12 protein-coding genes and 4 pseudogenes are annotated in these 14,716 nt (G+C 33.9%); 5 read left to right on the plus strand and 11 right to left on the minus strand.

All coding sequences use genetic code 11. From position 1 onward, the window contains the following. Window positions 1-62: 62 nt before the first annotated feature. The 3 genes from BAU27_RS09015 to BAU27_RS09030 all read right to left on the minus strand — a co-directional run bounded on the left by BAU27_RS09015 (window position 63) and on the right by BAU27_RS09030 (window position 2,260). The gene (locus BAU27_RS09015; RefSeq protein WP_071770679.1) at window positions 63-260 is read right to left on the minus strand and encodes a hypothetical protein; all 198 of its coding nucleotides are present in this window, start codon (window positions 258-260) and stop codon (window positions 63-65) included. Between the two features lie 862 nt (window positions 261-1,122). After that, complete coding sequence (locus BAU27_RS09025; RefSeq protein WP_254797952.1) at window positions 1,123-1,464, minus strand: ArpU family phage packaging/lysis transcriptional regulator; 342 nt, start codon at window positions 1,462-1,464, stop codon at window positions 1,123-1,125. A 166-nt stretch (window positions 1,465-1,630) separates the two neighbouring features. Then, window positions 1,631-2,260 (minus strand): Holliday junction resolvase RecU, encoded by a 630-nt coding sequence (locus BAU27_RS09030; RefSeq protein ID WP_071770680.1) that lies wholly within the window; start codon window positions 2,258-2,260, stop codon window positions 1,631-1,633. A gap of 115 nt (window positions 2,261-2,375) precedes the next feature. Here BAU27_RS09030 and BAU27_RS09035 point away from each other — a divergent pair, with 115 nt between their 5' ends. The 3 genes from BAU27_RS09035 (at window position 2,376) to BAU27_RS09045 (ending at window position 4,613) form a co-directional block, all read left to right on the plus strand. Further along, a complete protein-coding gene (locus BAU27_RS09035; RefSeq protein ID WP_071770681.1) occupies window positions 2,376-2,600 on the plus strand; it encodes a hypothetical protein in 225 nt (74 codons plus the stop codon). Between the two features lie 488 nt (window positions 2,601-3,088). Next, on the plus strand, window positions 3,089-3,379 hold the full coding sequence (locus BAU27_RS09040) for a hypothetical protein (RefSeq protein ID WP_071770682.1): 291 nt from the start codon (window positions 3,089-3,091) through the stop codon (window positions 3,377-3,379). Window positions 3,380-3,827: 448 nt separating this feature from the next. Continuing rightward, window positions 3,828-4,613 (plus strand): sulfotransferase family 2 domain-containing protein, encoded by a 786-nt coding sequence (locus BAU27_RS09045; protein ID WP_071770683.1) that lies wholly within the window; start codon window positions 3,828-3,830, stop codon window positions 4,611-4,613. A 132-nt stretch (window positions 4,614-4,745) separates the two neighbouring features. Here the strand turns inward: BAU27_RS09045 and BAU27_RS09050 are convergent. The 3 genes and pseudogenes from BAU27_RS09050 to BAU27_RS09060 all read right to left on the minus strand — a co-directional run bounded on the left by BAU27_RS09050 (window position 4,746) and on the right by BAU27_RS09060 (window position 6,468). Beyond that, window positions 4,746-5,246, minus strand: a pseudogene (locus tag BAU27_RS09050) (dUTP diphosphatase). A 46-nt stretch (window positions 5,247-5,292) separates the two neighbouring features. Continuing rightward, window positions 5,293-5,481: pseudogene (locus BAU27_RS09055) on the minus strand (HNH endonuclease); the annotation flags it as partial. A 618-nt stretch (window positions 5,482-6,099) separates the two neighbouring features. Next, window positions 6,100-6,468 (minus strand): DUF898 family protein, encoded by a 369-nt coding sequence (locus tag BAU27_RS09060; RefSeq protein ID WP_002035452.1) that lies wholly within the window; start codon window positions 6,466-6,468, stop codon window positions 6,100-6,102. Window positions 6,469-6,654: 186 nt separating this feature from the next. On the opposite strand from BAU27_RS09060, the gene BAU27_RS09065 reads away from it, so the two are divergent. After that, a complete protein-coding gene (locus BAU27_RS09065; RefSeq protein ID WP_071770684.1) occupies window positions 6,655-7,341 on the plus strand; it encodes an IS6 family transposase in 687 nt (228 codons plus the stop codon). A gap of 37 nt (window positions 7,342-7,378) precedes the next feature. Here the strand turns inward: BAU27_RS09065 and colA are convergent, their stop codons facing one another. From colA to BAU27_RS09090, 4 genes and pseudogenes are all read right to left on the minus strand, one after another. Next, window positions 7,379-10,288: a collagenase ColA gene (colA, locus tag BAU27_RS09070; protein ID WP_071770685.1), complete on the minus strand. Its 2,910-nt coding sequence runs from the start codon at window positions 10,286-10,288 to the stop codon at window positions 7,379-7,381. A 292-nt stretch (window positions 10,289-10,580) separates the two neighbouring features. Next, window positions 10,581-11,749 (minus strand): annotated as a pseudogene (locus BAU27_RS32855) (ABC transporter permease). 58 nt (window positions 11,750-11,807) lie between these two features. After that, window positions 11,808-12,020, minus strand: coding sequence for a CDI toxin immunity protein (locus tag BAU27_RS33530; protein ID WP_483295355.1), 213 nt, complete (start codon window positions 12,018-12,020; stop codon window positions 11,808-11,810). An 8-nt stretch (window positions 12,021-12,028) separates the two neighbouring features. Next, the gene (locus tag BAU27_RS09090) at window positions 12,029-12,208 is read right to left on the minus strand and encodes a CDI toxin immunity protein (RefSeq protein ID WP_002187481.1); all 180 of its coding nucleotides are present in this window, start codon (window positions 12,206-12,208) and stop codon (window positions 12,029-12,031) included. A 562-nt stretch (window positions 12,209-12,770) separates the two neighbouring features. On the opposite strand from BAU27_RS09090, the pseudogene BAU27_RS32860 reads away from it, so the two are divergent. Then, a pseudogene (locus BAU27_RS32860) lies at window positions 12,771-13,019 on the plus strand (hypothetical protein); the annotation flags it as partial. 32 nt (window positions 13,020-13,051) lie between these two features. Here BAU27_RS32860 and BAU27_RS09100 read toward each other — a convergent pair. After that, window positions 13,052-14,716: acyltransferase family protein (locus BAU27_RS09100; protein WP_071770689.1), on the minus strand; the 1,665-nt coding region annotated here is incomplete at its 5' end.

A 14,716-nucleotide genomic window follows, 5' to 3' on the forward strand; every position in this document is an offset into this window, starting at 1 on the left:
GTTTAATGTGTAATTTCTATATAACAAAGAAAAAAGCACCCGTTATGGATGCTTTTTTTTATTTAATCTTTCTTCTCTTTTACCACTAAAGAGAATACATTGTCCAAATTAATCATACGATCTCCAAATCTGAAGAATCTAGCTTCTCTTGCTTTTATAGAATTTTCTATAGCAGTAACTGTTACTGTCTTTTTATACTCAATTTCAAATTCGTGTTGTTTACCATCGATTGCTTCTATGCTTATTATAAATTTTTTCATTTTCTTATTCTCCACCTCTCCCAATATATCTATTCGACAGAATAGAAAAATATTCTACAAAACAAAAAGCCATCACCAAAAGGTGACAGCTCCTAAAGGGGAAGAGAGATGACAAATGGCAATAAGTATCTCTTTAAGCCTCTGGTATTCTAGATACTCTCAGGATTCTCCAAGCCACCGCATCAATAGTATGGCTACATGCCCTGTGTCAGTGACTGGGAGAAGAGTGAGAATTCATATTCTCAACTTTATATTCCTCTTCTCGTTTATACTCCGTAGAGTCGGCTACTTAATGTCATTTTCGCCAATATCGAATTATAAAGGATTTATATCAAGACGCGTACGTTTCTTCCTGCACCTTGTTTGAACCAATACACAAGACTGAGGGGAATGTTCAGCTGTATTGGCTCAAACAAAGAGCGGAAGCTCTCTGCTCGTTTAATCATTTAAGAAGAATAACCTGACTTACATTAGTTATTGTTGTGAGTAATTACTAATATAATTGAGTTATTTCTTCTTGCTAGGAGATGCGGTCCATTCAATCGAACAGACCAACATTCCCATTTGTAAAACGATCCAGTTTTAACATAGAAATCAAGAATCCACATGACAGATGTAATTTTACTACCTATGAGTCCACAAACGAAAGGCGGAACGCTTATGCACTCAATGAGAAGTAAAATATAAATAATTTTGGGAAGCTCTTATCCCCTCTAGCCTCCGCGTCACCGAGTAACGTTATTATAATGGGAACGCTATCCCCAAAACGTATTCTCTTTTCAAAGAACTGTTTATAGGAATAGCTTACTTTTGATTTCATTTGCAAAAACTCCCCAAAAAATATGCTATTTCTCTGCCATTTTCAAATGATTCCTAATGTAGTAGCGATCAATTTAATGGCGCTCTTCTTTTTCTCGTAAAAGTATGAGTTCTTCATCATCAATTCGTTCTGTACGAATGAATCTTTAACTGGTTTATTATCTAGAAACTTCATAGTAATAATGTTTCTTTCATCCTCATCTAAGATATGTTCCAAGGTCTTCTCTATCTGTTTCACCTTTAATTCGCTTATTCTTCTTGAATTTCGTATCTCTGGAAACAAGCTGATTCCTTCTTGTTCCACTTCATTATTGAATCGCATCTTTAATGCCCGGTATTCCTTTAAGATGCTGACTACTTCCTTTTGTACTTTCTTGTCATCGATTGCTGGTAATAAAGTTAATTATTCCATGAAGGAATCCCCCTATTTCGAATTTTGGTTTTTACATTCACATCAGGTACGTGAAATTTTACTATCTAACTACTGAATAGGAGAACATCGCGCATTAACATAGCCCCCACCACACTATTGCACGTTGTTCCGCTATCCATTAAGCCTTTAGCAATTTACGTTTCTTATTAGCCATCTTCTCTTTTACTGCTTCAATGTTATTCACTCCCCTTTTATGGTCCTGATCAAATTGAATCATTCCATCAAACATAACTGGGAATACTACTTCATCAACGTATTGTAAGTAATCAACTGATGCTCGTTCTGTCTGTTCTACTAAATACCCGTAAATATCAAAGTCTGCTCTTGGTATCGACTTCTTACCCTTTGGCTGTTGCGACATCCTTACGTAAAATTGAATAACTGCCAGTGGTATCAAGGATACTGACTTGTCCTTACTAAACTCAATAAGGAAGAAACAAATCGCTCCCATCTTCTCTGCTTTCTCCAAGTAATCTAATTGGTGCTGCGCAATGTTTTTTAAATCAAATCGTGTAGCATTCTCTGTAGATTTCGCCTCAAATGCGATAGTTCTTCCTTTATACACACCGTCATAGTCTACTGTACTTTTAGCTTCATAGAATCCGCTTAGTACACGACCACCTCTACTCTTTAGCACCTTTACAGGAGTCGGACGCTTGTTTATAAGCGCCACTCCACCTATTTGATACATTTCATTCGCTAGATTGATAAGCATTTCAAATGCCATTCCACGGTTTCCTAGTCCCATTTTTTATTCCTCACTTTCTGTTAAAAGAATTATTTTCGTTGCAAAAAGAATATCAAAAGAATAATAAAATAATAACAAAAGAATATTTCAAAATAACCAAAAGGAGCTGTTTGAAATGATTGTTATTAAAGTGAAAGAAGTCCCAAACTCTAAAGATGGCTTAAAAAATCGTGTGCAGAGAGCTTGGAGAATCAACCTTGATCGTTTATATAATCAAGATAAGTTAATGGCAGTTTATAAAGGCGAAATTTTGGAAGTATCTAAGGTATTAAGCTACCAAAAAGATACACTTGAAACAAATCGAGTTGCTTTTAATCAGAAGAAATATCAAGTGAATTAAAAGGGAAAAAAATTGTTTATAAAACAGCTAATCCATGTACAATAGTTGATGTAGAAAACTTAGAATTCGCATAAGCACTCTTTGAGTGCTTTTTTCAATTGTCCCCAATCTACAAATTACAACCTTATCCCCTGAATAAAACTCAATATTCCGTCAATACTGTATATGACATTAGATTTTCTCCTTGTTCCCCCTTGGAGAACCGAGCAGTTAGCTTTTCCTAGCTGCTCTTTTATTTACGAAAAAAATAAGTTTCTTTATAATGATTCTTCTTTATTTCTCAATATAAAGAGACTTGGATTTTTGCTAATAATCCTGTATTATATGAACAAAGAGTAAGGTAAGAGTTACTCTTTGCCATTTTAAGAAAGGTTCTGTTGGAGACAACAGGACCTTTTTTGTTCGAATTTCAATAAAACAATTCTTAAATTCCATCTCATTGGAAATAACTATATAATGAAACTGATTAAATATTAGGAGTGCTATTAATGTCTGATATAATCCGTCTCTTAATTATCATGATGATTGCAACCTTTTTATTTTCTTCCATCTTATTTTTTAGTTCATTTTCTAGGTATATACACTTTGAATTTTTTACTGCTATTTTTATACTGTCTATCTCAATTGTTTTAGCAATTCTCGCTCCAAAAAGCGATACAGCGAAAAAAATTACTTTTACTATGTTAATCATTTTAGGTATTTTAATTGCTTGCGTATTAATTATCGCTACTATTATTGGCGCAGGGTTAGCTGAATCACAGTTACAACATTTGAAATAATTCTTTTTCTCTTAAATAAGGATTTTGTTAAAAACTTAAATGCATATGTTTTTCGTTATATAATTAAGTTATCAATATATTAGGAGTGTTAAGTGTGTCAGAAACAATAATGATTTTGTTATACATCTGTTTCGGAATGAGTGCAGTTTTTAGCTTAATAAAGGAATTTCGAAAGCCACAGAAGAATCAGTTCTTGGTTGTATTTGATTCTCTAATTTTGATAGGATCTATATTTTTAATAGCTAGTATCTTTATCTAAATTACATACGATACTCTCCAGGGATTGAAGCAGCTAGCATAAGCTAACTGCTTTTTTAATTAAAATAACGCTTTTGTTGAAAATTTATATTCTTTTAAATTATCGGTTCTACTTCTCTTCTCTTGTTCATATGCCAAGTTCTTTATTCATACACTAAAAATAATTGGCATTACTGAATGGAGGGAAAAAATGTCTTTTGCAAATATTATTAAATACGGACGTGTCCCCCACTTTAATACAAACTTCCCTTTGATTTTATTTTGGAGTCAAAAAAGTGGTTGTACTTCTCTTGCACATTGGTTTTTTTATCAAATTAATTTATTTAAACAAGCCATAAAATACGATTCTTTCATCCATAATTATGAACATGAAATATACAAAAATTCCTCAGACTACTTTATTGAATTAGCTGCAGCTTTATGTTCAAAAGAAAAAGATACCTATAAGTTAGTAAGAAACCCATATACAAGGGCAGTGAGTTCATTCGTATCACTAATTGCTCCTCCTTATATAGAAAACCCAGCATGGGATCCTATTCGAAGGTTTTATTATGGTAATGATACTTGTAATAAACCTATTTCGTTTAAAATCTTTCTATATTATTTAAAAGCAAAAATGACTGATTTAGAACAAATAGATCCACATGCCTTACAGCAATATGTACAAAGTGAAGAAGAATTTGTTACAAACTATTTTCACCTTGAAAATTTCTCTACTGAAATTAAAAATCTCGAAAAAGCATATCAATTAAAAGCCTCTCCTTTACACATATTGACTAAATCATGGCACCATCAAATAGACAAAGCAATTTTTAAAGGTGCCTATGCAGATGCTGACATTACAGATCCTTTATTCCCACGAATCCCAACATATGATAGCTTTTACGATCATGAAACTATTCAATTAGTACAGGAAATTTTTTATAAAGATTTCATCACATACAAATATCCATTAACCCCGTTATTAAACAAGTGATTTTCTAACCACAGTTTCATATATTATAGAGAAACTTAAATTCACCTATTTAAGTTTCCTTATAAAACTCTCGTAGTAAGCTGGGACACTGTGCAGCAGTGTCTTTTTTAATAAAATTCAAATTTGGTCTTACTATCCGTTTGCTAATCGATCATAATTTACTTGGTTCTTTTCGAAATAGGCCTTCTCCATGTCTTCGTATGTCATGCCCATCTTCGTACCAATTGCCAACAATGCATTTAATGCGAAGGCATAACCAACTTTGCTGCTCTTATTCGCTGTGTAAATCTCCTCAAATAACTGATGGTATCTTATAACATCGAATTCTAATGTTTTCATTGATATTTCTAACGCCTCAATGCCTCTGTCAGATAATACAAACTCACTATGCCCGTACTTATTACCTAAACTAGCCATAAAGTGCATGCAATCCGCCCATTCATCGTACTGACGCGCTTTATCATCCTTCTTGTTCTTCTTCCAATATTTGAAGAACCCAATAGCTCACCTAACTCCGTATATAACGCCTGTGTCACGTCTCCAGTTAAATTCTGACCTTGTAACCCCATGTACCTCAACTACCTTACGATCTAGCTTGTCCTGCGCTTCAAAAATCTTTTGTATGTTTAACATTTAATTCCGCTCCTTATAGGTAATTTAATAATGTATCTTATGCAAACTAAATATAAGTAAGTAAACAATTTTTCTTTTTGAATGTGCTTCCTTGTTTTCTATTGTGGTAATCCACACAGATTGTTTCTAGATTATCTATATCTAATACGAGTGTTGAATGATGTTCGAGTTCTTTTATATGATGGATAACGAGTTGCATCTTCTTATGCTTCTGTTGTTTTGCTTTGTATTCATTCATGAAGCTTCCCCCTCCAACTAAGCAATATCAAATGTTAGAATGATAATCCATAAAGGTGTTAAAGAAGTGATAAATACTAATGATACAAAACAAACAGTCTTTTCTATCACATTATTAGATCCCTTCAGTCTATTCAATGGACTTAGAAACGTGGATAAACTTTGACCAATTTTTTAACCAATTTTGTTTTTCCACTCGTGGTTAGTGTTGTGTCTTCTATTTTTAGCAAATGGCTTGATAATCGCCTAGATAATTATAAACACCGTAAAAAACGCTATAACTAACTCCAATAGATCGCGCTCCATTCAGGATAACTAACTGGAACGTTGGCATTTTTTGCATACTTAATAAATAGCAAAAAAAGCAAGTCTGCTGGAACAGGCTTGCTTTCTGATAGAGCTCTGACAACTCAAAAACCATTTCTCTATATTATTTTAAAATAGTAATTTATGAAAATTATTGCACTCACTTAATAGAGAAATTAAAGTCATGAACCCTTACATAAATATTTTAATGATTACTATAATCAATCGCAAAAATTAAAACAACGATATATAACACTAAATGAATTATTTTTAATGTACGTAATTTCATAATGCATCTCTTAATTTCCACTTAATTAACGAAGGTTGTATTTTTTACTTTCCAGTCTTCAAGTTTAATGCTAACCCAAAAACCATAGATACCTAGTGTAATAACTGTTAGAAGTAGCCATTTAATCCAGTTACCAAACAAGCCAACTGCTGAACCGTTAAATTTCATTCTATGCCCATCAACCACAGTATGGTTAATTTTCCAACCATAAACCATACACAACGCCCACGGATAGCAAATACCAAGCGTGAACACTGTAATAAGCGCTCCCAAGATACTCCAACCAATGAAGCTCAAAAGTCCACCATCAAAGAAAGACTGACGCCCCCATTTTGATTCTGGTCCATAGTTACTTCCTGCATTAACGTTTATGTTAATATTTTCTGCCATAAAACACACTCCTTTTCCAGTTTATCGTGATTAGCGCACGTATTTTATTCAATATAATCTTACATATTTTAGCACAAAAATGTTACTTCCATAAATTTTTTAAACGTTTAGTTATTTCATTGGTTCTGTTGCAAAGTTTCCTACATGAAGCTACACTCTAGAAAACAGGATATAGGAGAATCAGACATGAGGTACTTTAAAGGAAAACAATTCAAGAGAGATATCATTTTAGTAGATGTCGGCTACTACTGCCGTTTTTCTTTAAGTTATCGCGATGTATCTGAAATCCTGAAAGAACGTGGTATTTCAGTTCATCCAACAACCATCATGCGATGGGTTCATGAATATGGAAGTCTCATCTATCAAATTTGGAAAGTAAAAAATAAATCTGCACGCTTATCTTGGCATTTGGATGAGACGTATATCAAAGTTAGGGGAGAATGGCGTTATCTCTATCGTGCAATTGATAAAGATGGAAACACGTTGGATATTCAACTTCGTAAAAAACGGGATCATCAGGCTGCCTATGCCTTTATGAAAAGATTAGTAAAACATTTTGGAGAACCAACAGTTCTCACTACAGACAAAGCTCCGCCCTTGCTTTGTGCGTTCAAAAAACTGAAGAAGAACGGCTTTTATGTACGTACAAAACATTGTACCGTTAAATATCTCAATAACCTACTTGAACAGGATCATAGGCATGTAAAGAGACGTTTTGCCAAATCCGCAGGATTTCAAAATCTTAGTCATGCTTCACGAACCATAAAGGGGATTGAAACGATTCAGGCCATATATAAACAAAGACGAAGTCTTGAATCAGACTCCGTCTTTTCAGTGTACAAAGAACTACAGCAATTAGTAGCGATTGCTTAAAGTCTATTTCCAATCTGTAGACCTCTCTATATTTTTTCTAACTTTGCAACAGAACCGAATATGTTCCCTTTCCGTTTTCCTTTTCAAAAAATGAGACTAAATAATACTTCCCAGGTTTCGCTTCAAATTTCCCTTTTATATTATTTCCATCCGCTTGGCCCGTAATAACAGGATGTTCTAAATCTGATTCGTGATATACATCCCATTGTATCCCAATTCCCTGTTCATCTATAAAAGAAATATCTACTTCTTTTGGAGATGTGACATTGAATGTGTGCATATACGCCATATTCGGACGATCCATATTTCCTTTTGAAAGCTTATTAAAACGAATTACCTTTGCATTGTGATAGTTATGACCTGCTGGCTCATCCTGTTTTACGGTAACCGATGTTTGTCCTCGGCCTACTTTTCCTTTATTATCTTTCACTGTTAGCTTTGCAGTATATGTTCCCTCTTTTCCATATACATGAATAGGATTTGCTTCTGTACTTGTTGTATCATCCCCAAAATCCCAGAGATAAGAAACAATTTTTCCACCTGTGCTTTCTGTACCATCACTATGAAACTCAACTTTTTCATTTAATATTTCATTGTACGGTCCATTCATATTTACTTTAACAGTCTGTTTTTCTTCTTCTCCCGTTGCAACACCATGGAATACAACATCATATTCAAATTGATTTTTCGCATTCACACGATAATTAACAAAATACGCTGTAACTGTTTTGTAGCCGCTCCATTCTTTTTGCGCTAACTGTTCTAAAGATTGATTGATTTTCTTGCTCATCGTTTTCCAATCCTCAGATTCTCCTTTTGTTACGCCACCTGTATATGTCCCTTCTAATGTAAACGTATCAAAGAATTGAGACTTATGCTTTGTAATCGTTGCATCTTTTATCTTTGCTACATCTGTAATGTCTTTCTTTACATCAGCTAGTGGCTTTGGTGAAGGGGTAGCTAAATAATCATCTGATACTTGCGGAGTATTATATGTACCCTGATTATCAATTAACTGCTTCATATAGTCTTGGTATCCTTTATTTAAATTTGGATCCTTACTTAAAGCTTCACGATATGTATCATAATTCTTCACATCATTTGCACGAATGAAATCTTGAATCTTATCGAAATCTTCAAATTGATGAGTATATAAGTAAGACTGCAGTGCAAAAGAATAATTATAAAAGTCCCATTTTTCGTCTCCTTCTCCTTCTCCATATTTCGAAAATAATGTTCGTTCTGCTGTATAACGTTTCGCAGGATCAGATGATAATCCACTAATTATACTTTTGCGCGGAACAACATTATTCGTACGAGTAGATCCTGCAAAAAATTCTGCATTTCCTTCTTCAAACCAAGTCAAACGTTGATCTTGATACATTTCTCCTTGTCCCCATGATCCTGGAACTTCGTATCTTCCCTGTAAATAGTGTGTAAATTCATGACGGAACAATTCTTCCAAACTATAACGACTTTGCTGCGGTGTACGCTCAAATGTAAAGAACGTTCCGATTCCTTCAATATAAATTCCACCATTATTCGTATCATATCCATATAGTTGGCTATTTCGTTTATATTCATCTGGATTATTATAAATGACGATTGTCAGTACATCATCAGCTTTCCCTGATTCTAACGCTCCATCTTTTCCAATTACACGATGATACTGCGCTTTTACTTCTTTTGCAGCCCAATATAGTTTCTTAACCTTTTCTTCCGTTACTTTATCTCCTGTTTTAAACACAATAGAGCCGTCATCGAATGTATACGTTTTTGGTAAATACTGCTGCTGGCCTTCTTCACGTATTTTCTTAAAATCTACTGTATTTCCGTTATAATCTTTTCCACCATAGTTTGTTGAAATTTGCTCTACCGCATTAAAATAAGCCTCACTTAAACGAGGGTACATATGCATTGCTTGTGTAAGTACTTCTAAAGGTTTATTTGGATTACTGTGGAAATTCCCTAAACGACCAGTATAATATATACCATTATTAATTAACCATTTATTTTCTGTTGTTAGATGGTTCAAAAGAGCCATTCGACTAACTTCATTTATGTAACCATCAATTTTCCCATACCATATTGTTTCATCCGCTTTTTTACGTGTCTCAAACAAGTAAGACTGTATATCATCATCAATCCCTTGTATAAGCTCATACAAGGCGTCCCCTTTCTTCTTGTCACTTATATATGTGGAAATATTATCGTTATATTGCTTTAATATATTCGCCGCATATTGAACTGTTTCAGCATCACAAGAAGCGTTTCTAATTAATTTACCGTATGCAGATACCACTGCATCCTGTTTATCTGTACCAAATTTAAAATTCGGATTTTTTGCAATTGCTTTTAATGCAGGTAAACATTTATCATGAAAGCTTCTCTCATTTAAATAGCTTACCTCTCTATTATTAAAGCCTACATAAGATATGGAACGTAATACTTCAGCAAACGTCTCAATCCCTTTTGTATCATCTTTTGTAAATGTGCTTCCACGACGACCTAATTCATCAATAATAACTTGTATTCGCTCTTTATTCTGATAAAACTCTTTTGTTTCTTGATTAAATTGATCTAAATCTGTAATTTGATTCCAACTAATACTTGCCAATGTATCGATGAATTCGTCATTACTCATTCTATTCAGCTCTGCCACAGAATACTTTTGCTGAAATTGTTTTGCCGCTGCTCGTTTCACGACCGGAGCTGAACGTTGTGAAAAATCGCCTACTTTTAAACGTTCTTCATAAGACAATGTTTCGTCTGATTTTGTAGAATGTGCAATTTCATCTGTTGAAGTTTCTATCCCAATTGGTTTCTTTTGTAACACATTATAAGGTGTGTTTTCTTCCGCTGATACTTGTGTTTGGATACTTCCAAATGATAAGGCCATTGTACTAATACCGAGCATCATTTGGGTAAACCTTGATTTCTTGTTCATAACATTTCCTCCATTTATATATTACATTCAATAAATAACATATTATCCCGATGAAATAATGTAAAATGCAATATTGCATATTCTTTCTTTGTACATTTCTGTACACGGTAATGTTGAACAAAAAATCATAAAATGCCTCCTATTTTTGTGTTTAAAAACCTTGTAAATTTACGTGTGTTCAGATAAACATACCTTTGCAAACAAAAAAGAATCCCAAAAGAAACGAGGGATTCTTTTTTGCTTTATCTTTTTATCAGAACCACATTAAATAAATAGCTTTCTACTAATAAACTTATTCATAACGAAGCTCTTCAATTGGATCTAATTTTGCTGCTTTGTTCGCTGGAATCAACCCGAAAATAATACCAAGTGTCATAGAGAATAACACACCGCCAACGACTACTTGCCATGAAACAAGTGGTGGCCATTTTGCAAATGTTGACACAATATATGCACCTCCATAACCAAGGCCAATTCCAATTAGTCCCCCAAGAAGCGTTAACATAACAGCTTCAATTAAGAACTGTAGTAAGATTTTACTACGCGTTGCTCCAAGTGCTTTACGTACCCCAATCTCACGAGTACGCTCTGTTACAGATACAAGCATAATGTTCATAACACCGATACCACCAATAATCATCGTCATGATATTTGTCATTTTGGAAATACCCTCTTGAATTTCTTTTAAGTTTAGTACCTTATATTTACCTGTAAACTCACTTTGCTTACGACTATTTAATACATCAGCTGCTTTCTTTCCAGCGGCATCTAAATTATCGATTTTTTTCGCTTGGACAGAAATACTTTGAATTTCATCTGTTCCATACAATGTTGGCCATAACGTTAATGAAATAACGCCTCGGAATCTCCCATTCCCATAAATCCACCTGTAGCTTCATATACACCAACGATTTGCATTGGTTGGCCTTTCATTTCAATGATTTTTCCAATGGGATTCTCTTTTTCAAATATCCTTTTTTCTAAACCCGCGCTAATCATGACAACTTTATTTCCTTGTTCAATATCTGTATCATTTAAAGAATGACCTTTTTTCACCTTAACTTTATTTACAGCAAAGTATTCATCGTCTAGCCCTTTTATATTTACCATTTCTTTTTTATCATTAACATCTAGTGTTTCCATATTTTAATTTGTCTTAATTACATGTGCATTCTCTGGAATCTTCTTAATTTCAAAAATATCTTCTTCTGTCAATTTCGGTTGTCCTATTGATTCCATACCGGATGGATCATTCATGTTGGCCTTATAATGAATAGAAATCACACTATTTCCAGAACCAACAAATTGTGATTTTAATGCACCTTCCCCGCCCTGTCCAATCACAACAACGGTAATAATAGAACCTACACCGATAATAATCCCTAGCATTGTAAGGGCTGAGCGCAGCTTATGAGCTAGAATAGAAGATAGGGCAATTTTGATACTATCTAGTAAACTCATACCGCGCACCTTCTGTCTTCTGTAATTTTTCCATACTGATCACGCACCTTTTTTAGAATCATACTATCAGTATGTCCAAGTTTAGGAGAATACTTGCAATAGTCTTGAAATTTTCGCACCAGAACCCATATATCCAAGTATCAAAGCTAACCGCATTAACATCGTCTATTACTTCGAAAACCTTATCTAAGTCTGTCTTACCAATTGGTAATTTCCCTTCATCCCAAATTAAATAAACCTTTTTATTATATTCATCGTAACAACTATTCAAATATGAAATTATTCATCAATTGTATTTATTTCAATGCACTGAGTTATTTTTGACCATTCAATACGTCCCCCTTGTGTAATATAAAAATTAGTTTCAAAATTTATAAGAACCATTTCTCTTTCTTCTTTAGATAAGATTCTTATATTCTGTCCCAAAGTTTCAATACATTCCTCTAACAATGTTCCCATACTATCACCTACTTGTTTAAATGATTTAATAATGATATATAAGTTTCTTCGTTCCCCTCAAGTCGAACCTTTTTATCGGGTTTTAAAGAGATATGAGGAAAAGGGAGCGAAATAAATAATCGTATACAACCACTCTCTTATTATAGATATGTTCTGTTTGTGAACATATAAAAAGGGAAAAGAATTATAAAAATCCTTCTCCCTTTTTACCTACTGGAACTTTCATAATCATTAGCTTCGCAGTACATCGAAAAATGCTGTAGAATTTACCTTTTCTATCATAACAATATAAGCCGTCTTTTAATATGTAATATTGTATATTGAAATATAACGCTATCTATATAACCACTTACTATAATGAGAGTATAAAAATTCATAATATCTCAATATAAAAATACTGATTTTTATATCGATTTCCGAACAACTCATTCTCATGAGAATATAACATTCATGTTGGATTATCTACGTAATCATTTTTGCACCAGAACCAAAAATAAGCCCAAAGAATTAAATAATTCTTTGGGCTTATTTTTAAAGTTAGGAAGTTACATTCTTTCTTCCTATAAATAATCTCACAGAACAGGACCAGCGACATGTAAAGCGACAGACACTTTTCCAAATCAGCAGGATTTCAAAACATTCGTCATGCCTCACGTATAGTAAAAGGCATCGAAACCATTCATGCCCTGTATAAAAAAGACGGAGTCTTCAACCAAACTTCGCTTTTTCGACGTATAATGAATTACAGAAATTATTGATGACTGCAAAAAATTTGTCTTCCTCAACCATAGATCTTTTACATTTCAGTTAATTTTGCAAAAGAAGTTAATAAAATATATCTAATTATTGATTCACCGCTTTGGCTACAAGTGCTGCGTATGCTTCTGCACCTACTTTGGTTAAATGCACACCATCAGGTGCAAAGTAGTCTCCCTTTCCAGCACTTGCTGCATACCAATCTACTAGAGTTATATTCGGATATTCAGATGTTGTCGCTTTTAATCTCTCATTCACGATTGATTCCCACGGACGTGGTACCCTCGTATTAATAAATATCATTTTACGTTCATTCCCAATTAAATTTATTAATGATACAAGTTGCTCAGTAGTAAAGGCTCCATTTGTACCTAATCCAATAATAACATAGTTTCCTAAATTCCCTTCATTCTTTAACTGTTCAACTACTGGAATCGCTTTTGACAGTTGGCGACCAATTTGTGCATCAATCCTAATATCAGGAAAAGTATTTTTTAAATACGGAGCAATATCAATCATAACGGAATCGCCTATTGCAGTAACGGTGTGAGCATCTTTAGGTTGCGCAGAATTTACTTCTTTTGATTCTTCTTGATTTTTGGGCGTCTCTTGAGCTGGATTTTCCCGAACTGCAACTGGATGTTTCGCAGGTTGTGTTTGTACTGCTTCCGCCTTATCTAGTTGAGGATTCTCCTTAGCCTTACTAACTTTTGATAACCCAAAGACGGCTATCGACGAAACGCATACTGCACAAATTAAAGCTAACTTAACACCTAAAGCGACATTTTGAATTCTTAAATTCTTAAACTCAATATTTCGGAGCGCACCTTGTCGGATTGGTTTCTCAATATACTTCCATGAAATTTGCGCAATCATTATAATAAGAAGAAATTGAAGAATTGCTCTTATTAGTGAAAAATCTCCAGCATTTACTTTTGGAGTCGTCAATGTAAGAATTGGATAATGCCAGAGGTATATGCCATACGACCTTATCCCTATCCAGCGTAAAGGCCTAAATCGTAAAAATTGAGCGATGCGGCTAGCTGGATGAGCAAGATTTGCCACTAATAATGCTGTTGCAATTGATAAGAGAACCATTCCTCCATTGTATAGAAACGGATCATATTGATTCGTCTTCCAAAACATAAGCAATATAATAATAAGAGCAGTTCCTCCCACTACATCAAGAATGAGACGCGCCTTTGGAATAATTTTATTTGCAAGCCTATTGCTTGGCCAAAGTAAGGCAAGTGCCGCTCCAATAAGTAAAGAAAAGGCCCTCGTATCTGTGCCATAATAAATTCTGCTCGGATCAGTTCCCGGTTCATACAAAATTGCCATCGCTAAAGCTGAAGCAACAGCTCCCAGACAAATCAATAAAATCATACGGGATTGTTTTTTTATGTGGTAAAGTCCTAAACTAATGATAAACGGCCAGACAACATAGAATTGTTCCTCAACTGCTAACGACCAAAAATGATTCAATGGAGAAAGCTGGTTAAAATTATCAAAGTACGATAATTTATGATAGATATACCACCAGTTACTAACATAAAATAACGCCGCTAATGAATCTCCACACATTTTTTCAAGTAAAGAGCTATGAAAAATCGTAATCCATGCCAACGTTATAACGAGCATAACAAACATTGCTGGAAGCAATCTCCTTGCCCTACTAATCCAGAATTTCTTCAAATCAATTCTCTTATTTCTCTTCCACTCCATCGCTAGAATATCTGTAATTAAATAACC

It is taken from the genome of Bacillus sp. NH11B (assembly GCF_001884205.1).
In the GTDB taxonomy this organism is placed as follows: domain Bacteria; phylum Bacillota; class Bacilli; order Bacillales; family Bacillaceae_G; genus Bacillus_A; species Bacillus_A proteolyticus.